Raw genomic sequence first — 24,201 nt, forward strand, 5'->3', positions numbered from 1 at the left:
CCTAAGCGGGAACTTCACCATGCAAAATTTATCTCGTCTCGTAATCGTCGCCCTGCCATGTTTTCTGCTCGGTTGCAATGCCGATTCACCGGTCACGTATTCCGATGCCAAGTTAACTTCAGTTGCTTACACGCAGCAAGCCATTTCACTGGATGAAGAGCAAGCAGACGAAGCCGAAGCCGAAGTTTCCGATGCCGACTTCGATACGGTAGAGCAGGCCGTAGAGAACGCACTCGAGAGCGAGAAGCTACTGCCGGCTCAGCGGCCCGATTGGGTTGCTGCGGAAGATGAGCTAACCGGAGATCTGCACACGTTGATCATAACGACGTTGCCTTGCCGGTCGATGGACGAATGCGAACAGAAACTGCCTGAGATCGCTTTTCAGCGTTTTATGACCTATGCACAAAAGCAATTGGGAGTTGACATCAAAGCATTGCGTGGCGTCGATGCCCAGTGGGTCATGAATCGCTTGACAAATGATCGTGACCGTTTCTACGTAGAACGCCAAGTCGACGGGGTGATGACTTATTCCGCTTGGGTTAAAATGCAAGTTGATCCCATGACACGTGCGGAGTTGGTTGAAATGAACCAGCAATCGCAATGGCTACCACGATCGATTCGAGTCGCCAGCATGATGCTCAGTGCCATCGCGGTTTTTGGCTTGATGCATCTGGGGTTTTCCATGAAGTGTTGCAACAAAAAATGATGTTGGCCGCGGACGAGCGGTTACGAAAAGGATAATTGGATGTCGGATTCAACTGCATCGCCAGAAGCGGCTCAAAAATTTCGAACCGCCGAAGGTGTCTGGCTGCAACAGATTCGCGACGGCGATGACGCTGCATGGCAGTTGCTGATCGACCAATATGAGGGTCGCTTGTTGGCCTTTGCAACGGCCCGCGTCAACGATCGATCGACGGCAGAAGATATTGTTCAAGAAGCTTTCGTCGGCTTCTATCGCAGCCTCCCCAACTTTGATGGATCAAGGTCAATCGAAGCATACCTCTATCAGATCTGTTCGTACAAGATCACTGACCATTTGCGACGTTGCGGTAGACGCAAACTCATCTCGTTTGAAAACTCCACCAATGACCATTCCAGTGGTATGCGGCATGAACCCGCAGCCACGCAGAGGATGGCCTCGTCGATTATGCGGAGCAACGAACGAACGTTTGCTGAGCAACACGCAGTGATTGGTGCTCTGCGCGATCAAGTCGACAAATGGAAGTCGAAGCAAGACTACCAGAAGCTGATGTGTATCGAAATGCTGATCGTGTTGGGGGCTGCAAACAAAGAGGTCGCAACTCGATTGCACATGACCGAGCAGCAGGTTGCGAACTATAAAGCGGATTTTCTTAGCCGCACTCGAACGTTGCTCTCGCGCATGAATCTTTCTCGCGAGTTGTTCCCCGATCTATTTGATGATTGAGCATTCGAGTAGCCGAATGAGCCGAGTGGGATTTGGACCACGCCGCGGCGCAATCACCAACGCGAAGTTGGGCCTTGTGCCCAGTCTCCGCAACAGGATTGGTAGGCTAACGCATTAAGCTGAGTGATAGCGTGTTGCGGCTGATTAATGCAACAAGACCAGCCTATAAATAAAGACTGGTCTTGGGCATTTACTGTCAGTAGGCAGGGCGTGTGATGCTGCTAAGCGTACTCGGCATCTGGCTCGGTATTGTCATAGGAGCGAGGCCTCATTTCTTCCCGCCTGGCACAAGCGATACACATCGTAGCGTGCGGGATTGCTTGAAGACGAGCTAACGGAATCGGCTTCTCACACGATTCGCAGTTCCCAAAGTTCCCATCACGCATACGCCCGAGAGCGTCTTCGATCGACCCTAGCTCGCGGCTTTCCACTTCAGCCAACTGGCTGCTGAGCTCTTCTTGGGTCGCATCCATCGCGTAATCGGCGGAATCACCGCCGTCTTTGGAAATCTGCTGGAGGAGTGTGAGGTCGCCATTGAGTGCATTTCGAATGGCATCGCGTCGGCGGAGGAGAACGTCGCGAAGTTTCGCGAGCGCGGTTTGGCGGGACATAGTAAACCTCTTTCTACAAGAAATGGGTCTGGCCAACTGGAGGGACCGTTTCAACTGCTCCAGGAGTTTGGCTTGAGACCGCAGTCGTACTATATTACGCAACTTCGTGGGTTATGTTCTGAAAAACTATCCGCTTCGCGATTTTCTCTCAAATTTTCGTTTGTCCGAACTCTGCAAGTCGCACTTGTCTAACCTAACCACTGATTAAGTGTGATTCTACGCCGCATTATTTCGGAATCTGCCCCATTGGCCGAAGGAAGCCCTCACGAACGGAAATGTCCACCAGCGACTATCGAAAGTCATGTGCCAAACAGACTTTCTTGAGAAATTATCGAGCTAGGACGCATTTTGCTCGTCCGTTGGCCGATAGAGAGACCAAGGACCGTAAATCGTGGAAACTTGCGCGCTGCGGCTGGCCGCAACTTGCAATTCGATGTGCAGGTCCAAGTCCGGCGGCATCTGCAATCGTACCTGGGTGCGAACTTGATCGAGAAGAATGGCAACGCGAACTCACGTCAATTCGAAAATTAGCCCAGACGTCGCTCGGCAGCCGGCTCTTACCAAGGTCTACGGAAGAATCGAAGTGTTGGGCAACGATTCTGACTCCACAGGCGCTGGGTCGTGGAACATCGAGTCCCAGACTTGCCTGATTGGTTCATCTTCCGCAGATTCGGTCCGCATCGAAAATCTGCGCCCTGGCCATCTGTCCGTTGTCTTCGGACGACGCAACACGCTGGTGAAATGCCATCATGGGCAAATGTCCATTAGCGACCGCTGGGTTCGCGAATGGTTGATCGACCAACCCACCACGATCGCGGTGGGCGAAGTCCGGGTTGTAGTCCATCCAACCGCCTATGTGCGCCAGCCCGTCTACCAATCTGTCGCAGACGAGATATCGACTCCAGCAACCTCTGCCGACGCTTCGCATGACGTGGAACTGGCACCGACCGCTGAAACAATTGATCCTGCGATGGCCCCTGCGAGCGCGGCGAATGCCACGGCCGCGATCAGCGAGCAGAAATTGCAAGAATTAGTGGTGAGCAGCACGGTCCAAGCGATCAGCCTGTCCTTGGCTCCGTTGCAATCTTCGCTGGAGACTTTGTCGAAAAAGTGGGAAAGCTTCGTTCCCCCCGTCGCCACCGCAACTACCGCCCAAACGGCAGAGATCGAACAGCGTTTCGAGCAGCTTGAACGCCAATTGCCAGCCCTGAGCGCGGAAGTTGAACAACTGAATGCTCGCGTGATCCAAGCCCTAGAGGCCAGCGACTCGTCGATGCATCAGATGGCTCAAGATATGCGCCAACAGTTCGAAGCGATCGCGATGCGTTTTGACGAATCAACGCAGACACGCGAGAATGCCGTGGAAAACTCGCTCGCGTTACTCACCGAACAACTTGCGTTGCTTCAAGACCGCTTGCTCCATCCGCCTGAGCCAGAATTGCCCGTGGAATACGGATACGGAGCAGCCGTCGCCGTGCCATCACTGCCTTACGAGCAACAGGGCGTTGAATACCAACAGAGCGTTGAATACCAACAGGATAGTGCGTATCAACAAAGCGTTGAGTACCAGTCCGAAGCAGAGTACCAGCCAACTCGCCAAACGACGGACTACAATCCTTACGCCAGTTTGGGCTCGCTCGATCCGCAGCCAGCGTTGCCTCCCGAGCTCGATCCGCAAGTGCAAGCGGAATACGCGTCGACTGAATATCCTCAGTCGGATGAAGAAGTAGTTCACGCCGATCAGCCGCTGAATTATTTTGAAGGCCTCGAGCAAGTTTGGCGCGACGAAACAGACGAGCCAACGCCGTCGTTGCAGGATGCCGTCGATTCGGTCGTTGAGGATGAATCATCCGACTTGGTGAACGCAGCAACCAACGAGAGCCAATCGTTTGCCAATCGCGCGCCAGAGTACGATGCAGGGTATGAGCACACTGATGACGAAAGCGATGATTCACACTTTGATCACGAGCAGTCCAAACCGCTGACGGCCAGCTATTCTCCGATCCAACGCACAACTCGTGATTCTGAAGTTATACAAGCCAGCGACGATGCAGATGCGATAGACTCGAAATGGCAGACTTCGTATCGCTCGGATGATCCACCCAACCAACGCGAAGACTCGTTTCCCGCTAGCAGTCAAGCGCCGGCACTGCCCGCTTGGTTTACCGACGACGTCGACGACGATACCGATTCAATACGCAATGGTGGCGATCGATATAATGAGACCGTCGAACGATTGGGACAACTAGCATCGCGCACCTATTATGAGGCGGAGTCCGAGGTTGAATCTGAGGAGCCCGCTGCTGAAGATCGGCTGGATGCTGAAGTTGAGGTCCGGTATGAAGCAGACTTCGATCAAGAGCCCTATGCAAGCGACAGCCGCTTGGACTCGGCAGTCTATACGCCTGTCCGCGACTCGCAAAGCGCGTTTTTATCTCAGGCTAAAGCGGAGCAAGATGAGTTGGTCATCGAAGACGAGCAAGGCGCATCCTACACCAGCAGACCATCGGAGCTTCGTCGCGACTCGAGCTTAGCTCACTTGTCTGATGTGGCCGATGGCGGCGATGAGACCGGAGACTACCACCAGTCCGAAGATTACAACGACGAAGGGCTAAGTCGTGAGGCTGGCGAAGCGGAACAGGTTCGGCTTCAATCTCAACTATCCTCCGAGGTTCAGTCAACCGTTGGAAAGCTTTCCTCTAGCCAGGCATCGGAGCCCGCTCAAGACGACGAGGAAGAGTCGGTCGAAGAGTACATGCAGCGGTTGCTAGCTCGAGTCAAAGGGGACTCCAACGGCACCTCAGTCCCGCCGCCGATTCGAACCGCGCCGGCTCCCAAGCCAGTCGAAACCAAGGTTCAGGAGACGCTGCCGCCTACCAGTACCGTGCTGAAGTCGAAACTGGAGAAACTCGCCTTCGATTCCTCGACCCTGACTGCGGAAGATTACACGCCTCGTTCGGCTGTGCCAGAGAAAGCGGTAAATCTGGAAGCGATGCGACAATTGGCCAATGAAACGGCGAGAACTGCGATTGCCAAGAGCAATACCACCAAAGCGGCTACCCCCAGCAAGCAAAGCAATATGGGTAAGCTCGGTATTTCGGCCTTCGGTTTCGTTATTGGAACCGCCATCTTGCTGCTTAACGGCCTAGCGATGAACGTGGCATTTTTGGGAATGATTTGCGGTTACCTCATCTTTTTGATTTGGGGATTTGAGGCGACACAAAACACGGGCCTTACTTCAAAGCGTTCGTAAAAACGATTACACTAACGCAGATCAATGGTTGGAAGTATCGCAACGAACAATTATCTATATGAAACTGCGCATTGGTTTGGTTGGCCAGAGTCGCGATTGGAAAACAGTTTACGGCCCTTTGCTGATGCAGATGCGCGATCGTTTCGAAGTACGGTCGGTCTACAATTCGGTGTCGGCGCTCGCCGATCAAGTTGCACATCAGTTCGACGCAGATAGCGAATCTAGTTTCCGCTCCATGGTCGCTCGACCAGATATCGACGCCATCATTGCTTTGGAGTCTGATTGGTATGGACCGCTGCCGATTTATGCGGCTTGCGAAGCAGGAAAAGCAATCTTTTGCGGATCGGATGTGCATCTGGACCCGGTTACGATGGACGAGATCCGTCAGCGGGTAACGGCCTCAGGGGTCGCTTTTCTATCCGAACTACCTCGTCGATTCGCGCCGGCCACTATTCGATTAAAGGAACTAATCGCCACTCGTTTAGGCGCACCGCGGCTGCTGTTTTGCCATCGCCGACTGCCGAATGACTCAGTGGAGATTGAAAAATCTGCCAACGCTCTGCATGGCAGAGCGCAGCGGGAACTAGTCGAACTGGTCGATTGGTGTCGCTATTTGGTGGACGAGGAGCCCACTTGGGTACAAGCGATCCGCCATCCATTCGTCCAAAACCCGGCGGTTTCTGACTATCAAGTGGTTTCGCTAGGCTTTGGCGATCCTGAGCGCCGGAGCGATTCGGTTTTAGCTCAAATCTCCTGTGGGGCCTACATTCCGGCGCAGTGGCATGAAGCGATCGCGTTTCGTCCGCCAGCGGCCATTCAAGTATGCTGTACAAACGGGCTGGCGTTTGTCGATCTGCCTAGCAGTTTAGTCTGGTTCGACTCAGCCGGTCGCCACCAAGAAAGCCTGGAGCACGAGCCGTCGGGCTGTCAAATGTTGTTGCAGCAGTTTCACCGCTGTGTCACAAGCCCGCTTCAACGCGTGGAAAATCTCAACGACATGTATACGGCGATCAACATCGTTGCACTGGCCAGAGAAAGTATGATTGCTGCTCAGCGCATGCATCTGCCAGGATAACAGCACTAGGCGACGGCCGCCCAAAATCGCCGAAAACGCCGCTTAGAACTGGTCGGCAAAACTGCGATATAGAAACGAAAAAAGCCGCCGTCCGACCAAGATCCACAATTGAAGGGTCCTCTCCCTCCCCTCAACTGTGCAATACAAGGTACAGAGCTGGCGGCTCTAATCACTGATGCGTCAAACAATCCGGGTAGTGAGACTGAATGACGCTAGTGGTTTTTTGTTAGCTCCTTATGAACAAGCGGGTTTCATTCATCATCAGAACTGATAAGACCTAAATGCAGGTGGTGTACCATAGGTGAATCCAAAACTTGCCGCGACCGCGCCTAGGGGACTTTAGAGGCCTGCAAGGGTGCCGTCCTGGCAAAAACCGACGCGATTAGGGCGCGGATTTCGGAATTAGTCTTTGTCCGAAATTTAATGAAATCTTCGGATCGAATTCGACGTGCCCCCACCGATTGCGTTAGGTGCCTAATAAATCAGCACCCCATGCCCCAGTTTTCGTCAGTCGGTCGAACGGCAAGGGGTCCTACCGGTCTAAAGTACAGAGCCTAGAGCATCCCAATGCCGTCGTTTTTGGGACCGGAAATCTGCTTGGCCGCCTCGAATAAGAACTTGAGGCTCATCCCACCAATAGCGCTGCATGGAGCTACTGTTCGGGTGGTCAGCGGAAAACTGGGAGAATGGTATTCCATCATGACAAGGAATTTCGCTACCCTGGCCCGGCAGTGCTTACGACCATTGACATCATTTGCGGCAAGGATGGCCGATGATTCAAACTCTTTTATGTTGGCGTTACCTTCGAACACGTTGGATCGCTATTGCTTCGATCGTCTCGGTAACTCTCGGGGTCGCCACGCTCATTGTCGTCAATAGTGTGATGGACGGCTTTACCGAGGAGATGCATAACCGGATTCACGGGATCCTATCGGACATTGTCATTGAAAGTCGATCGTCCAATGGAATTTCGAATCCTCGCTTCTTCGAAGACCAAGTTCGTCGAGCTTTGGGGGACCAAGTCGAAGGCATGACGACCGTTGTGGCGGTGCCAGCAATGCTGACGTTCCAGGTACGCGGCCAATCGCATACTCAGCAGATCAATTTGATTGGGATCGATCGCGAAACCTACGCTTCGGTCAGCGATTTTAGCCAATATCTTGTTCATCCGAAGAATCGCCAAGGCATCGACTTTATTTTACGCGAAGGCGATTATGAGACGAATCGTCCAGCTTTGTTGGGTTCAGGCTGGGAACATCGTCGTCGCCGTGCACAATTAGAAAAAGAGCTTCGACGTGAGCAGCAGCATGCTCAACAATTACGCGACAACTTGAAGAGAAACTCGGGGACCGAAGTGATCTCCAGCGGAGGCACCTTCGAGTTCACTCCGCCCACATCCTTGACCGCTATGGATGCAAACTCGTCGTCCGATACGTCGATCGTCAATCCGATGGCCGCAACGGAATTTAATCCGGCCGCTGGGCCAAGTTTCGCCGCGTCAAATCCAGCCGAATCTGCGCATGTGTTTGATTCTGAGTTTGACACGCACACTGGGATTGTATTGGGAATAGGTTTGGGTAGCGTTCGCACACGTGATGAACTGGGGGACGTGATTGATTATCACTATTTGGTGCCTGGAGACGATGTCACAGTTGCCATGCCCAACGCAGGGACTCCTCCTAGGGCTTTGGACGAACGATTTACTATCGTTGACTTTTACGAAAGTCAGATGAGCGAATACGACTCGACATTCGCATTCGTGCCGATCGAGAAGCTGCAGCAAGTCCGCGGCATGATTGATCCATCCAGCGGCAGTCGAGCCGTAAGCAGCATCCAAATCAAACTGAAGCCGGGTGTGGATTTGGCTTCCGCCAGAGATCGATTACAAGCGTTGTTTCCTGCCGAGTCGATGTTTGTGCAAGTGAGTACTTGGCGTGATTCCCAGGGGCCACTTTTAGCGGCCGTTCAGATGGAAACCACGATTCTGAATATCTTGTTGTTCATGATCATTGCCGTCGCTGGCTTTGGCATCCTGGCAACATTCTTTATGATCGTGGTTGAAAAGACACGAGACATTGGCATTTTAAAAAGCCTCGGTGCTTCGGGGCAAACCGTTGCTGGCATCTTCCTGTTGTACGGACTTTTGCTGGGCATCACCGGATCGGGTGTTGGAGCGATCCTAGGCCTGTTGTTCGTAAAATACATCAACGACATCGCTGCGATATTAGAGCGTGTTACCGGACGCGAGGTGTTCGACCCGACCGTCTATTACTTTACAAAGATACCGACGATCGTTCACCCGAGCATGATCGGCTGGGTAATTTTCGGTTCAGTCGCAATCGCGGTGCTAGCCAGCGTGCTGCCATCGATTCGCGCCGCCCGCATGCATCCAGTGGAGGCACTACGCTATGAATAACGTTATCGTGAATGACCAAGAGCCAACCTTGCTTGCGGCGACTGAGGTTCCCGTACCGGGCCGAGCGGGTCGCCCCGCAGTCTTGCGATTGCATCGTATCCCTGAGCATGAGCCAGAAACTGCGGGCAGCCTATTGCACGCAACAAACTTGCATAAATCTTATCGACGCGGGCCGCTGACGGTGCCGGTGCTGAAGGGAGTCGACTTCTCAGCGAAAATCGGCGCGATGACAGCAATCATCGGCCAGAGCGGTAGCGGCAAAAGCACGCTGCTACATTTACTGGCCACGCTGGATCGGCCTGATGAAGGTGAAGTCCACTTTGATGGCAAGCGAATCGACAACATTTCACGTGCGCAGCGTGACCAGCTACGCAATCAAGACATCGGAATGATTTTTCAGTTCTATCACTTGTTGCCAGAACTGACGATGCTCGAGAACGTTTTGATGCCATCCATGATTGGTTATTCAATGTTCCGGTACATGCGTTATCGCAAAGAGTTGAAGCGTCGCGCAGAAGAAATACTTGACTTGGTCGGATTATCGCATCGCATCCACCATCGTCCGCGAGAGCTCTCGGGAGGCGAAATGCAACGCACGGCGATCGCGCGGGCACTGGTTGGCAAGCCGCGTTTGTTATTGGCCGATGAACCCACAGGTAACTTGGATCAAGAAACCGGCGAAGGCATTATGCAGTTGCTTGAGCATTTGAATAAGAAGCACGATCTCACCATCGTCATGGTAACACATGACGAAAAAATTGCTCGCCGATGCAACAATATCGTGCGGTTGGTCCACGGCCGCGTGGAAGATGCCAGCTAGATCCAATTCGTCAACCTCATGGGCTTGTCACTGGACAGCGGCCAGTTGATATGGGATTCTAGACGTCTGATCTTTACGCACTTCAGTGCCGTAGTTGGCTACGGCGTCGAAATGCGTTTGCTTTTGATTGTGACCGATGTTTCCGCTGCACGACAATATTCCGCCACGCACGAGCCCTTTCGTTACTTATGGGCTGATCGTCGCCTGCTCGGTGGTTTTTGCGATCCAGTTGTTTGCTCAAGATCGCGTGAATGAGATTGTAGAACGTTGGGGAATGGTGCCAGCGCGAGTCGTAAACGACGATGCTGGTGATCAAACGCTGCAGCGCATGGACGTTGTCCTTGTGCAGACTCCCCTGGGTTACAAGCAAGCGGCAGTCCAGCGAGCCTTGTTGCCGGCAGCGGTCCACGATTGGTTAACGCTGGTGACTTGCATCTTTCTGCATGGAGGCTGGTTGCATTTCGCTGGCAACATGTGGTTCCTGCATATCTTCGGCGACAATGTCGAAGATCGCTTAGGGCACGTTATGTTTCTTTTGCTCTACCTTGCTGGCGGTGTGTTAGCCTGTGCAGCGCAGATCGCAGTGGATCCGGCGTCCACTGTGCCGACGATTGGTGCCAGCGGCGCGATCGCGGCGGTGATGGGTGCGTACGTCATGTTGTATCCCAAAGCGGTTGTGGAGACGTTGATTCCGCTGCCGATCTTGTTTACCACTTTTCCGATACCTGCTCCCATCTTTTTAGGAGTCTGGTTCATTATCCAAGTGTACAATGGGCTCAACAGTCAAATAGCAGGTGCTGCAGGTGTGGCTTGGTGGGCCCATATCGGTGGGTTCGTTGCTGGCTTCGTCGTGGCCCTGGCAATGAACGCTGCCCATTGGGCCTCGCCTCCCGTCCCGGAAGAGCAGCGTCATCGTCATGGTTTCTTAGGTCTTTAAAATGTCGGAAGTGTTTCGTATCTCGAATCAGTCAGGTTCAGACTTAGCCGTACTACTAGATCAAGCTTGCGATCAAATGGAGGCCAACTACCGTGGGGGAAGGTACTCCAAGGTTACCGTGCTGCGACATTGGTCTAGGCATAACCCCACCATCACTGGCAAGATCGCTCGCCCAACCGCCTATCGATGGTACTTGCGCCGCGAGCTTTACAAGCTGGCTGTGAAAGGCGCTGAGATCGAAATCACGCCTTCGCAGGAACGCGTCGACCTTTCGTCCCCCAGTTTGATCAGCAGTATCGACGAATCGAACTTTGATCAAACGCGGAAAAAAGTATTCTTGTTCGGGCCCGAACGCGTCGAACTGTCTCTGGAACGATTAGAACATTACACCGGCACTCGCGCCGAAGATTTCCAACGTTATGTGCTTCTGACCAACTACCAGATGCACATGACGGCATTCCAACAGTTGCATCCCGATGCGGTGGTCTCCAATCGCATCGATGTCCAAATGCCGACCATGCACCATCTGGCATCTGATAACAATGGATTAACCATCATCAATATCGGCGTTGGACCTTCGAATGCCAAGAATCTGACGGACCATCTGGCGGTCCTTCGCCCCGATGCCATGCTGATGGTTGGACACTGCGCCGGTATCCGCAACCATCAAGAGATTGGCGACTTTGTCTTAGCGTCCAGTTATATGCGTGATGATCATGTCTTGGACGATGCATTGCCCAGATCCGTGCCGGTAACTCCTAGCTTTTTGTTGAACCGCAATCTTGCTCGTGTACTCGAAGAGCGCAGTTTGCCTTATCGCATCGGTGTCGTGTATACGACGGCCGATCGGAATTGGGAATTGGCCATTAGCCGCAAGATGGCTGACTTGAAAGCCAGTCGCAGCATTGGAGTGGACATGGAATCGGCAACGGTTGCTGCCAATGGCTTCCGATATCGAATCCCATCAGCATCCTTGCTTTGCATTTCCGATAAACCCCTGCATGGCAGTCCGAAATTGCCCAAGTCAGCCAATGAGTTTTATCAAGCGACCAAAAGCCAACATCTTCAAATCGCCGAAGCCGCGCTGAGCTATGTGCGGGCTTCTTATCCAGATGGCTTGCCGACCAGCGATTTGCGAGCGATGGATGAACCGCTATTGGGTGGTCCTGAAGATTAGTCGATCCTGCAAGCACTTGTTTTCCTTTGGATACATGTAAATGTTGCCTCAAACATTCGTCATTGCGAGCCGTGCGCTGGCCAAGAATAAAATGCGAGCAACGCTCACGATCCTAGGGGTCGTGATTGGGATTGCTGCCGTCACCGCAATGGTGTCCATCGGATTGTCTGCCAGCCAGCTAGTGCAATCGGAGTTTCAAAACTTGGGCACCAACGTCATTGTGATTCTGCCCGGTAATCAGCAAAATCGCGGCGCAGCTCAGGGAAAAACGCCGACCTTGACCGCAGATGACGTCACGGCGATCTCGCGAGAATGCCCGAGTGTTTTGGCCGCATCGCCGATCGTCGGCGCATCGGCTCAAGTCGTTTTCGGCAATACGAATGTTGCACCACGCGAAATGTTAGGTGTTGGAGAAGACTTTTTGTTGGTTCGCAACTGGCAAGTCCGACGTGGAAGTTATTTCAGTAGTCGAGACATTTCCAACTACAACAAAGTCTGTGTTATTGGCCAGTCGGTGGCGAAGAAGCTTTTCCAGACCAGCAACCCTATTGGAGCCACCGTGCGAATCAATCAAATACCTTTTGAAGTCGTCGGTGTCTTGGAAGAGAAAGGAGCCAACATCGTTGGCGAAGACCAAGACGACATCTTGTTGATGCCGTATACGACGGTTCAAAAAAGACTGCGACGCATGAACTTTAATAATATCGATGTTGCCTTGGCGTCGGCTCGCAGCATCAATGTCATGCAAGTCGCTCAACGCGAGATCGAATCGTTAATGCTAGATCGTCATAAGATTGCGATCGGACAACCGCCTGATTTCGAAGTTGCCAACACGACGGAGATCGCGGGAGTTTTTGGCATGATCACTGGCACGCTCACCGCGATGTTGTCGGCAATTGCAGGCATCTCGTTGTTGGTTGGTGGCGTTGGGATTATGAACATTATGTTGGTGTCGGTCACGGAAAGAACACGCGAGATTGGGATTCGCATGGCAGTCGGGGCAACTTCCATGAACATCCTAATGCAATTTCTGGTGGAATCGATCTTGCTCAGTGTCTTTGGCGGGTTGATCGGACTGGCGCTGGGAATCGGAGCATCCATCGGCCTGATCCATTTCATCAATACGATTTCTTCCGGTCGCGATTGGCCGATTATTGTCAGCCTGCCTGCCGCGGCCGGAGCCATCTTGTTTTCGGCTGCTGTGGGCGTCGGGTTTGGCTACTACCCCGCCTGGCGAGCTAGCCGTTTAGACCCCATCGATGCCCTGCGATACGAGTAGCAACCGCTTGCCATGAAGCGCTGCTTATTGCGCTGCGTTGAACCAATCGGTATGCTCCCACTTCGTGTTGGCTTCATCAATGACAGTAGCGGTGAATTTGAGTTGATCTCGAACATCCGAAGAGCTGTACGTGTAGGTGTGCTCGACACGATTACCGTAAAAGCGATGCTCAAGCGAGACATCGGGCGGTGGTTGAACGGTCCACGCTACCAGTTGCGGCTGGTCGAAACGTTCGACGAGAGTCACGCTGCCTTTGTTGTAGTCAGGATTGAACGAAGCAGATACCTTTACGTTGGGACTCAATGCGATTTCATCGTTCAGTTCACTGAGCGTATAGCTTTGCAGGTCTTCAAGTTCCTTACGCAGCCAAATTCTAGCAACCAACCGTTGGCGGTCGCGAGATTGTCGATCGAGGTCGGGAAAGACGCGGTTCCGATCGATGGGGATCGAGAAGACGGGTACTAAAAAGTCGCGATCCCATTGCACATCGCCGGTCCAAGCGATCGGTTTGTTTTTGGATTCGTCCAGCGCCAATTCGACTAAGATTTGTTCTGGTCGACGAGACTGCGCATAGCGATCATTGTTCTCAATAGCGACTCGCATGCGAGACTTTAACGCCATGTTGAAAATGGCCGCATCGATCTGCGTTGGTCCTTGCAACTTGGGTGGGGTTGGCACAGGCAAAATGTCAACCGCATACGTCCAATTGCCGTTGATAATTTCAACATCCTGTCGCTCACGAAAGGATTGAAACCGAAAACGACGACCGCTACGTTCGTCGCGGTCATATTCGATTTCAATCAATTCACCACCAAAAAGGGTCAAAGGAAGTTCGCCTTCGCCACCTGTTTCGCTGACCTTGATAACAAAATTGCCGGGAAGTAGACCGGGTTGGTTTCGCCCGATATCCAAAACCGGAAGTGTAAAATCAACTGGACCGAGATTGATTGAATTCCGCATTGCCAAACCCGTCTTGTCATCGACTCGGTAGACGTTGTACGAGTCGCTGTTAAGGGATTTGCGCAGAACTCGCTCAAGAGCTTCACCATCGTCCGCATTCTCTGAAATGGAGATGCGATTGTCGGAGTCCTTTAACTTCAAGAAGTCGCTCGGGAAATCCTCTCTGTTCCTATACTTGATTATGTCTAGCCGAAAAGAATCCCTCGGCAAGGCATTTTTTATACTTTGCGCCGACAGAACGAACCGTTGGTCGACCCACTCGGAAATCGGCTTATTTGTTCCGGCTTCCCTGGGAATAACATCGTCGACTCCGTCGGTGACCGCAATAATCTGCAGGTTCCCAGAGAAATTGGAGTCGGCCTGAAGCAGTTTGCAGGCTTCCAGAATGGAAAGATATAACGGTGTGCGTCCCCACGACTTTAAAGCCTCAAAATCCCTTCTTAAATCCGCATGAACGATGCCGTCGTCGATAGCTCGTTTTGAAAAATCGAAAATCACTTCTACATCGTTGTACGGACGACGACTATTCACTGGAGCGCGATTGGTACGAGTAAACCAATCGCTCTCCCGATCAGAATCCTTCTTGCTCCAATCCTTGGAGTGCCCAAATACGATCACTGCAATTTCAGTCTGAGGTTCGTTCAATTTGGAAATCACTTCAAGTAGTTTATCGCGAGCAGGTTCAAAGTATCCTCCCATTGAAGATGAGCAGTCCAAGATAAAGACGATGCGTCGAGGCTTTGCTTTCGCTTTCACAAGAATCGAAGATGCTGCTTGCTTTTCAATGTTCCAAGCCAAGACCCGCGGTGCTTCGGACTTGGGGGGCGGGAAATTAAATTGCGCCACATGACCGCGATAGGTTGCGGCCAACTGATGATAGTCGTAACTGCCCTCCGGGACGGAAACCGCTTCTCGTTCAACCGTCTGCCGCTGACGTAGCCGTGAGCCAACATCCAATTCGACATTCACTTCCGGAAGCAGTTCCCGATCCTTTAATTTCACTGGCTGCTCTGGATTGGTTCCCACATAGAAATTTAAGCGAGCTTGACCGGCAGGAAACTGCCTGGCATTCCAATTCAACTTGATCCGATATGAATCCGACGTTATCGGTGCCTGTTCATCGCTTTCGAGCATGGTCATCCAACCGGCAGCATACGCTTGATAAGTGCTCGTTTTCTGAATCGCAAGCTTTTGAGCGCCCGTTTGCGATCCTCCAAATCCCAGCATGTCCAGTCGACCTGCAGCGTCGATCCATGAACGAGCCGCTTGGTCAAAGTACCAGGAGTTCTGGTCGATTCGGGGAGTGGCCCAGAAGTCATCAAATAATCGATTGGCTTGCCACAACAGACTTTGCTGCTCAGCAATCATGCGGGCTGACACTGAAGGTGATTGAGCATGTTTTTGCAAGAGTTCACTCGGTACGAGATTGGCCGCCAAACGCGATTGCTCGTCCTTCTGCAAGAAATCAGCGACCGCGGCCTTAAACTCCAGCGGCTCTTGCGATTGGATCCGCTGGTTGGGGCGAGCTAAATCAACCAATCGTCCTTCGTGCTCGTTTAACTTCTCTCTAACCAATCCGCCATAGACGCTGGCTTGCAGTCTGAGGTCATCTGAAACCTCAGGCAGCTCCAATGATTCAGCACCAGACAATTGAAGCACAGAATTGATGTACGCAGCGTGCTCCAACAGGCTGCTGCGTCCAACTTCGGCATAAGCTCGATCCGGCGCAGGACTGGCCGAGTTGATATATTCTTGCAGCGAGTTCTCGCCATCTATCTCGTCAAAAAGTTTTTGGAGCTTGGCTTCGGTCTGCTTCACCAATTCCAGTTGATTATTATCCAGCGGCCGCAAAGCTGCTAACAGTTGCTGGTCGCCTAGATTCCTGATCGCATTGGTTTGGACATTGGTGCCTACAGGTCGTTCGTCGCGGAACTGCTTAGTCAACTGATCCAACATGTTTCTTGCAGCAGCAATGTCTGCCGCAGTTGGTACTTTGCCTTCAATCAACTTGCTCACTAAATTGTCTTGCCACGCCTCTCGCAGTTGCTTCAGTTCACTACCATTTTGATCCTGCAGATTCTTACCTGCCAATCGTAAGGGGCTATTCTGCCAGTTCCAAAGCAGAGGCATACTGAAGGCGATGGAGTCGGAAAGCTGCCAAGCTTCTTGCAATTGATCTCGTTGGACAGCCACGCGGGGAATGAGTTGTGCCACGCGTTCTAGTTGTTTGTTCGCGGCATCCACAGTGGCTGGAGAATCCGCGTTGTAGAAATAGTCGAGCATCAGGCGATACTCGTCACTCAGTTCCTGCGAAATGCTCTCGAGTGCAAAACTGGCGCGATTGTCATGCAACGTTAAAGCCATTTCATATTGCTCATGAATGTCTAGCAGCGACTTCCACGTGATGGGAGCAATTTGGTCGTTGACGCCGATCTTGCCAGCAGAAAGCCACGTATCCCGCAGTTTGATATGTTGATAAATGTTTCTTAGCAGCGCCTCTTCTTTCGTCATATCGACCAGATCGCTGGGCGGAGTCAACAGGCCTTCGACAATGTAACCAAGATCCGTGACATTAAATCGCTGTGGGCTCTGACGCAGCCATCGCAAAGCATGATAGACAACGTACAAGCGATCGTTTCGCGGATCCAATTTCGGTGCCGCTAAAGGCTTGATGGCGAATTCGGGGATCGACCGATCATGTTCCAACCAGTTGGCAATCGCATCTGCCAAAAGATAAAAACCTTTCGCATCAGTCTCCAGTTTGGGTTGGGCCGTGGCAACGCTAGCAGACTTTGATTCTGTCAAAGCTTGGTCGCCTGCGGGAGGGGGGGCTGCGACTTCGGGCGGATAATACTCGACATAGACTTTTGCGTCTGGAGCAAAGCTGCCAAGGACCATTTGTTGGTGAAGCGAATATCCAATGGTGCCACGCAGCATCGCATTGGTGCTCGGAAAGCTCGGCTGCAACCGGTCAAGCTTCGATTTATATTCCGGACCTGCCCAAGCCAATTGTTGTCGCTGATGCAATCGAGACAATAATTCCGCGTCGCGCCACGGATCGGTGCGTACTCCATTGTTGAACGCGTACTTGCTCCATTCTATCGGTTCGAAACTAGGCCTTTGAACAGGCTTGAACTTTCGTTTGCTAACCTTGGATAGTTCAAAATCTCTGCCAGCTCTACTCGCCCAACACAACACTGGCGTCTGCAACTGCCCTCGGGACTTGGCGACATAAAGTTTTGTTTGTTGGGTCACATAGTCACTTAACTCTTGCACCGTGATGCGATCATTGCCACTTTTATCCGCGGCGCCTTGCAGTCCTCGCAGCACATTGATGCCAAATACCGTTCCCCCCAGTTCAGGTGCTGTCCAAGCCACTTGATTCTCGTCTGTCGCCAGGAGCACAGCCAGATTATCGCGTTGCAGTCCCTCAATCTCCCTTTTGGCTTCCTTGGAAAATCCGAGGGTAAACAATCCCAGTCTCGCATCGGGCAGTTGTCGCGAGCAGTCCAGCAGCACCAACGCCTTGACGGGAGCTTTGTAAGCCGAGCAACGGTCACTGACTTTCAGCAGCACGTCTTTCAGCGGTACCCAAGTCGAATCATCCAGCGGGTCTGATTCTTCCAGCAGCAAGCAAGGCTGGCCTGCCTTATTTAGAACTCCATGTGTACTCAGATGAATGACCACGGCGGAATACTTGCGAAATACAAATCGTTCGCCCGGCCCACCCGGTTTGATACGCAGCGTTTCATCCGCCAGAGGATCACGGTCCGAAGTCAGTGCCCTACCAATCAAGTCTTCCAGCGCCCGGCGACTATTGACTGTTTCAGGACGCAGTTTGACATAAGCCGGATCAAAGCCACTTGATTTGTCCTTAAATATCTTTTGCTCTTCGATAGCCCAACCATTGGGCAGCAGCGGTTCTTTGAACTCGCTAACCACTATCGAGAGATAAGGGACCGGTTCGTCAGTCCGCATAAATTGCCATGAAATCAGCACCACTCCGGCGCAAAGTATCAGCAGTGCGATGAAAAGTTTTTTGACATTGCGCGGGATCAGCGATTTGGACTTGCCGCCGGTCGCCCAGTAACTGCCACTCGCGGTCGTTGCGTTCACTCCTTTTCGCCAAGAACGCTTGGGTTTTGTTCCCGAATCCACCGCGGGGGGTGGCGGAACATTTGTTGCTTCAGCCTTTGCGGCTGGCCGCGATGAGCTTGGTTTTTTCTTACCTCTCCAACCCGACATGGGACGTTATCCTCTAAAACTGGCAGTCAGTCCGATTATCCGACCCACCCTGAATAATTCGTCGTTCAGCAAAACGTGGTTGGTGGTCGAAGCTCTTCAGCGTAGAGTATATCTTTAAATCGATCCTCCATTAACCGGCTTCCAAAAAACAACCTATGCCCCGGTTCGCCCGTCTGCTACCCGTTGAAGGTCCTGCTGTTGAACATGACGCCGTCATGATTTCCAGCGATCGTGCTGTTCGTATTGGTCGGGGGGCTGACGCTGATTTTCCCGTTCCGGTCGACCTGCAGATATCCACGATCCATTTATCCCTCTCGGTCAACGATGACGGGCTGCTGGCGATTGATCTAGGAAGCACTAATGGCACGTTCGTGAACGGCAAACGCATCCAAAAAAAGGTGCTCTACGACGGAGACGAACTGCGTTTAGGTCAATCGATCTGGCAGGTGGCCATCGAACAATCCGTGAACTATGCTGCTCCTGCTCAAGAGCCTGCTGCGGAGGCGCCTTGGTCACAACCAGCCAGTCCCAGTCCAGATATTTATAATGCTCCCCCCAGCTCGCCGACACCTGCTGCTTACCCAGCTCCGGTGCCACACAACTATGCTGCAGCGCCCAAAACGGATTACTCCAGCCCGCCCTATGAACCCTCCAGCGGCATACAGCTTGAGTTAAGCACAGGCCAACAGCGTTTGCTCATCAAACCCACGGAGCGAGTCACGGTAGGTCGCACGCATGCGGCGATGATTCAGTTTGCCGATCTGTTGATGTCCAGTTGCCATTTCGCTGTCTATCACAAGTCGGGGCTATGGATCGCGGAAGATCAAAAAAGTACCAATGGGTTTTATTGCAACGAATTGCGAATCGACCAAGTGGCCCTCAAGGATGACGACATCTTGCGAGCTGGCCAAACCGAATTCACCGTCAAGCTGCTGAAGCCAAGCGTTGCACCGACTCAGTCTAGCCCCCCCCTTGACCAACCGCAGCCAGCATCACGACGTGAACCAACGCCGGTCGCTGAGGCCCACTGGGGCTCGCCGTCGGCGACGCCGCTAGAAAGCACACCGGAAAATGTGCCACCGCCCAGTCCATCGGCCGTGCCAACCGTTCCTCGTCGCAAGCTAGAAATCAATCCCACTGCGATTTCAGACCTCAAATCGCCGCCAATCCAAGCCCCCCCCTCCGTCGGGATCCGTCAATCGGTCCAGCGCAAACTTCCATCGGTCGCCCCCGACCTAAGCGCCGCCGATGCAGTCCTTGTCCAACTTACTGGCAACGGTTACACATTCCCTTTGCAAAATGAGCGAAGCGTCATCGCAGGTTCGGCTGCTGATGCAGCCGTGCGAATCCCGAACGATCCGGGGATTGCTGAGCGGCATGTTTCTATCCTGCTGACCTCCGGCATGCTTGTGCTGGAGGACCTACAGTCTTCCTCAGGTACTTACGTCGACAGCGAACGGATCACGCGTGCTTTGGTTCAAGATGGCTCCGTCATTCAAATCGGTGATTGCAAGTTGCTGTTTACCAACTCTGTGCCGCAATCGACTTCTACTCCGCTCGAATCACCGGCCCTAGCTTCCCAACCGGCTACCAAACCTGCATCGGTGCCTAATTCCACGCTTGAACCTAATCCATTACTTGAGCCTAAATCTGAGCCCGGGCCAAGTGTCATGCCACCTGTTCCCACACCGTTAGCATCTCCACCTGAAAATCCTGCAGCAGCCATTGAACCTGCAGCGGCCGCAAAGCCCACCGCGAAGGATTTTATTCCAATTGATGTGGCCGCTTTGCAATCCAAGAACGTCCCGTTGGATGAAACCATACGCTACCAAGCGTTTCATGCACGAAGCGGTCTCAAGCTGTATCGCGGTTGCTACAAGAATTTCGATCCAATCGAGATATGCCGTCGACTGCTATTTGCTGTTCCAGGTTATCTTGTCGATGTGGAAACCATTGAAAACTGGTTGGCAGAAGCGCGTCAGTCATCGGCCAAGGAACCTGACGAATGGTTATGTGCCGCCAATCCCGATGACGCTTCGTGGATGTTGCCAATGCTTGGGAAATGGTCGCATGATGCCACCTTTCTTGCGTTCAGTCGCAGCGATGCAGTGACTGTGAAACGATCATTGCTTAAGTTTCGATCTACTGAAGAAGCTAGTCGTGGATTGAATTCTCTCAAGCCCTCTGAACTGGTGAATTTTCTAACCAACGGCAAGGCGGAAGATGTCGCAGAGTTCTTTGAACCAATCGATGCAATATTCATTGAAGTGAACTCGGCCGAACTCTGGGGCATTTATGCTAGGCCCGGATTCAGCGAAGTGCTCAAACTCTTGAAATTCGCCAGACAAAGCAAATGGTGAGTATTGTCGGCACCATGCGCAGCGCCAACTTAATATCCGCATGGTCAACCTTCGATGACGCAATTCTATAGTCGTTGAATGGTACGCGCTGACAGACGCTGAATTAGCTTTCGCATCTGCAGCACACTGATGGTCGCCAGCACTTGGGAAATGGGCAGCCCACTCTTTGCCATAACTTCATCGATGTCCGTAGGCTCGGTTTGAATCGCCTGCAGCACTTTGGTTTCCGCATCATTTAGCAACATTTCTGCTGGGTGGCGAACCGTCGTTTCGTCATCCAATTGGGTTTGCTGGAAGAGGGGGCCTAAATGGTCCAAAACATCGCTGGGGTCTTGTACCAAAATCGCGCCATCGCGAATCAAACGATTGCAACCGCGCGAGGTTCGCGACTGGATGGAGCCCGGTATAGCAAAGACATCGCGTCCTTGTTCGCCAGCATGCGAGGCGGTGATCAATGCGCCCGAGCGTTCAGCGGCCTCCACGATAATCACGCCTAGGCTCAGGCCGCTGATCAACCGATTGCGTTGTGGGAATACGCCCGGTTTAGTCCTGGCGAAAGGAGGCGTTTCGCTGACAACGGCTCCGTGTTTAGCAATCTCCAGGGCTAGGTCTTTGTTTTCGGCTGGATAAATATCAGTCACACTGCTGCCCAGAAAAGCGATCGTACGACCGCCTGCTTCGAGTGCGGCGCGATGAGCCGCTGTATCGATGCCTCTAGCAAGCCCACTGACAATGGTTAATCCGGCTCGAGCAAGTCCGCGACTAAATAATTCCGCCGCCTTGCGCCCATACAGCGATGCGTGTCGCGTCCCCACAATGCCGATCGACAGTTCGTCGGCTACTTCAAATCTTCCAAGCACGTACAGCACCGGCGGCGCGTCAGGCAATTCCAACAGCAACGGCGGTATCTCGTCATCTTCCTCCGTCACAATCCTGACTTGATGCTGCTGGCAATGCTCCCACACCCGATCGACCATGTCATCTTGTCGAGAAGACTGAATTGAAGCAGCCAGTTGAGGCCCGACGTATTCGACTTCCGCCAGTTCCCTCAGAGATGCGCCCAAGACAGCTTGTGCATTGCCGAAGTGTTGTAGCAAACGTCGAAATATACGGGGCCCAACTCCATGGATTAGGCTCAACTGCACCAGAGCTCTGCGGTGTTCTTTAAAGTGCTCATTTGGAGTGATGGCAGCCTGCGGGGCTTCGATTGGTGATGGGTCCATGGCGGCGGAACAAGGGCGAAGAATGTGTGCGGTGTACACCTCTGACCAGTTGTTTCAGTCTAGCAGAAATGGGAAAAGATCGCTGTACGGTCCGCGGGCGATGTCAAACATTACCATCTGGGCAGTCTGCAGCAATCGCACTTGACCGGCACGATTGCAGTCGCCGACTATCGCTGTAGTTTCTTCGACTGGTAGCCCGATCGTAATAGCGGAGCCTATCATGTTTTCTTGCCCCGTCCCTTGACTGGATGGAGAGCGTTTCCTTGTGAAGTTCGCTTCCAAGGCTTAGCCAATGGCATCGCAACAAGCGTACAGCAATGACCGATATTTGGATCGGCGAACAGCCCTGCGCTCGCTGCTGCGCTCTAGCCTGCTGACCGGAGGAATCTTGGCTGCCTTCTTTGGCACCTCCGAATTTGCGCTGGCGCAAAAGTTTACCTATGATATGCCCACAAGATCTGGGGTAAAGAGTTTACCTGACCTGCGAATTTCGCCGCCGCCTGAACTATTGGCTCCACCTCAAGTTCAAGCCCCAGCGACAATTGCCGTCTCTGAAGCCCCCGCGCTAGCGTCGGGCGCGGAGAACCATCCGAGCCCCTTTTCGCTGCCACCTACGGATGTACCGCTGCAAGTTCCCAGCGAGTCAGGGCTGGCCGCGCCGCAACCGCAAATCGAAACCTCCTCCGAACCAACCTGGAACGGTTGGTCTGCTGGCCCCAAGTACGTGTCCAGCAACGCCGTAGACTCGCTGCCACAACCTATCCAAGCTGTTCCCCATTCGCCGGTGGAATCGATTCAGATCGACCCTTGGTGGAATGACAAAGTGCAAGAGCCATTAAGGCAAGACGGGACTCCCAGTTATCCTGTTGACCTGGATTCGATGATCTGGCTCGCGTTAGCCAACTCGCCGCAAATTCAATCGATCCTGACAACGCCCCAAATTCGCGAAGCAGAAATCAACGAGGCGTCTGGCATCTTTGATCGCAATCGGTTTGTGGAGTCGGTATTTAATGATACTTCTGATCCCGTTGGTAACCTGCTGACCACAGGCGGAGCTCCTCGCTTAAATGAACACTTCCTAGACAACAAACTAGGAGTCCGAGGAATGAACCGCTTTGGTGGCCAATCGGAACTGGCACAAGAACTAGGACTGCGAAACAACAACTCTCAGTTTTTCGAGCCCAAGCAGCAGGCGGAATCCAGAATGGTTGTGCGGTACACACATCCATTGCGACGCGGTGCTGGAACGTTTTACAACTACTCCAGCATTGCCATTGCACAGGTTGCCGCTGGCATCAGTCACTCCGAAGCCAATCGACAAATCCAAGACCAAGTTTTTGACGTCTGCCAAAGCTATTGGACCGTCTTTTATAACCGAGCCATATTGCTGCAAGGCCGAGAAGCCCTTGCGCGCCTTACCACCATTTCTGACAACATTGCTGCGAGGGCGGAAGTCGACGGCACACAAAGTCAAGCAGCACGCGCTCGTGCCGCAGTTTCCAATCAACGAGCCAGAGTCCAGCGAGCCGCCGCTGAATTGGCAAAAGCCGAAGCGCAATTGCAAAGTTTGGTTGGGGCTCAAGAACTTCGTCAAGCGGGCAACGTCGAATTGATTCCAACGGGAATGCCTCTTAATGATAAAGTCGAAAGTGACCTCAGCTACGAGTTGGGGCTCGCTCTTCAGCAACGCCCAGAAGTCATTGCCTTGCGTGATCAAATTCGAGGCAGCCGCATTCAACAGCAAATCGCCGAGAACGAACTGCGACCCACTTTGAATCTTGTTACCGAAGCCTACGTGCGTGGCTTGAACGGTGAGTATGCTGCGGCGGACTCGTTCGCTGATCAGTTTGCGCGAGGACGCCCCAGCTATAACGCTGGCGTGATCTATCAACGTCCCAGGAACAATACCGCCGCTCAAGCAATCATGCGTCAGCGCAATTTGCAAATGCGCCAGTTGCTTTTTGATCTGGATCAACAACTGTTATTCGTTTCGGCCGAAGTCGCTTCTGCAGCCGCCGAACTAAGTGCTTCCTTCGCGGAGTATGTTGCGGCAGTCGATTCGACTTTGGCGACTAACCAGGAAGTGCAGTATCTAGTTGATCGCTGGAAGAGCAATCCATTTGTTGAAAACTCCAACACGTCGTTGTTGCTGGACCAAGTCCTAGACGCCGAGTCGCGTCTGATCCAATCGGAAAGCAGTTGGGCGCTGGCACAAAGCAACTACATGATCGCCATTGCAAAAGCGAAACTCGCGACGGGCTCTTTGATCAGCCTCGACCGGGCCAGTCTCTCTTCGCTGCCTCTCGAGGTAGGTGATGCTGCGAGGCCCGAAGCCGCAAACTCAGTACTCGAAAACGCAGATCAGACGCAGCCATAAAGAAAGCGGGCTCTTACTTGCAAATAAGAGCCCGCCCATCGT

At 52.8% G+C, this 24,201-nt stretch carries 14 protein-coding genes; 11 read left to right on the plus strand and 3 right to left on the minus strand.

The window, feature by feature from the left end; all coding sequences use genetic code 11:
• Positions 1 to 19: 19 nt before the first annotated feature.
• Positions 20 to 706 carry a hypothetical protein gene (locus tag SH302x_RS22725; RefSeq protein WP_479365073.1) on the plus strand — a complete coding sequence of 229 codons (687 nt, stop codon included), beginning with the start codon at positions 20 to 22 and terminating at the stop codon, positions 704 to 706.
• 39 nt (positions 707 to 745) lie between these two features.
• The gene (locus SH302x_RS22730) at positions 746 to 1,426 is read left to right on the plus strand and encodes an RNA polymerase sigma factor (protein WP_479365075.1); all 681 of its coding nucleotides are present in this window, start codon (positions 746 to 748) and stop codon (positions 1,424 to 1,426) included.
• Positions 1,427 to 1,647: 221 nt separating this feature from the next.
• Here SH302x_RS22730 and SH302x_RS22735 read toward each other — a convergent pair whose 3' ends face one another.
• Positions 1,648 to 2,037 carry a TraR/DksA family transcriptional regulator gene (locus tag SH302x_RS22735; protein WP_479365076.1) on the minus strand — a complete coding sequence of 130 codons (390 nt, stop codon included), beginning with the start codon at positions 2,035 to 2,037 and terminating at the stop codon, positions 1,648 to 1,650.
• Between the two features lie 496 nt (positions 2,038 to 2,533).
• Here SH302x_RS22735 and SH302x_RS22740 point away from each other — a divergent pair, with 496 nt between their 5' ends.
• From SH302x_RS22740 to SH302x_RS22770, 7 genes are all read left to right on the plus strand, one after another.
• Positions 2,534 to 5,290, plus strand: a complete 2,757-nt coding sequence (locus SH302x_RS22740; protein WP_479365077.1) for an AAA family ATPase — start codon at positions 2,534 to 2,536, stop codon at positions 5,288 to 5,290.
• 58 nt (positions 5,291 to 5,348) lie between these two features.
• Complete coding sequence (locus SH302x_RS22745) at positions 5,349 to 6,365, plus strand: Gfo/Idh/MocA family protein (RefSeq protein ID WP_479365079.1); 1,017 nt, start codon at positions 5,349 to 5,351, stop codon at positions 6,363 to 6,365.
• Between the two features lie 772 nt (positions 6,366 to 7,137).
• The gene (locus SH302x_RS22750; protein ID WP_479365081.1) at positions 7,138 to 8,781 is read left to right on the plus strand and encodes an ABC transporter permease; all 1,644 of its coding nucleotides are present in this window, start codon (positions 7,138 to 7,140) and stop codon (positions 8,779 to 8,781) included.
• Positions 8,774 to 9,601 carry an ABC transporter ATP-binding protein gene (locus tag SH302x_RS22755; RefSeq protein ID WP_479365082.1) on the plus strand — a complete coding sequence of 276 codons (828 nt, stop codon included), beginning with the start codon at positions 8,774 to 8,776 and terminating at the stop codon, positions 9,599 to 9,601. The genes SH302x_RS22750 and SH302x_RS22755 overlap by 8 nt, the downstream gene beginning before the upstream one ends.
• Before the next feature lie 136 nt (positions 9,602 to 9,737).
• Positions 9,738 to 10,538 carry a rhomboid family intramembrane serine protease gene (locus SH302x_RS22760; RefSeq protein WP_479365083.1) on the plus strand — a complete coding sequence of 267 codons (801 nt, stop codon included), beginning with the start codon at positions 9,738 to 9,740 and terminating at the stop codon, positions 10,536 to 10,538.
• Position 10,539: 1 nt separating this feature from the next.
• A complete protein-coding gene (locus SH302x_RS22765) occupies positions 10,540 to 11,715 on the plus strand; it encodes a phosphorylase family protein (protein WP_479365085.1) in 1,176 nt (391 codons plus the stop codon).
• Between the two features lie 40 nt (positions 11,716 to 11,755).
• Entirely contained in the window at positions 11,756 to 12,994 is a 1,239-nt protein-coding gene (locus SH302x_RS22770) for an ABC transporter permease (RefSeq protein WP_479365086.1), read from the plus strand.
• A 24-nt stretch (positions 12,995 to 13,018) separates the two neighbouring features.
• Here SH302x_RS22770 and SH302x_RS22775 read toward each other — a convergent pair whose 3' ends face one another.
• A complete protein-coding gene (locus SH302x_RS22775; RefSeq protein WP_479365087.1) occupies positions 13,019 to 18,199 on the minus strand; it encodes a vWA domain-containing protein in 5,181 nt (1,726 codons plus the stop codon).
• A gap of 155 nt (positions 18,200 to 18,354) precedes the next feature.
• Here SH302x_RS22775 and SH302x_RS22780 point away from each other — a divergent pair, with 155 nt between their 5' ends.
• Positions 18,355 to 20,559, plus strand: coding sequence for an FHA domain-containing protein (locus SH302x_RS22780; protein ID WP_479365088.1), 2,205 nt, complete (start codon positions 18,355 to 18,357; stop codon positions 20,557 to 20,559).
• A gap of 65 nt (positions 20,560 to 20,624) precedes the next feature.
• Here the strand turns inward: SH302x_RS22780 and dprA are convergent, their stop codons facing one another.
• Positions 20,625 to 21,782, minus strand: a complete 1,158-nt coding sequence (gene dprA, locus SH302x_RS22785) for a DNA-processing protein DprA (RefSeq protein WP_479365089.1) — start codon at positions 21,780 to 21,782, stop codon at positions 20,625 to 20,627.
• A gap of 292 nt (positions 21,783 to 22,074) precedes the next feature.
• On the opposite strand from dprA, the gene SH302x_RS22790 reads away from it, so the two are divergent.
• Positions 22,075 to 24,159 carry a TolC family protein gene (locus tag SH302x_RS22790; RefSeq protein WP_479365091.1) on the plus strand — a complete coding sequence of 695 codons (2,085 nt, stop codon included), beginning with the start codon at positions 22,075 to 22,077 and terminating at the stop codon, positions 24,157 to 24,159.
• The last annotated feature ends 42 nt before the right edge of the window (positions 24,160 to 24,201 follow it).

This window comes from Njordella calcicola, from assembly GCF_056494125.1.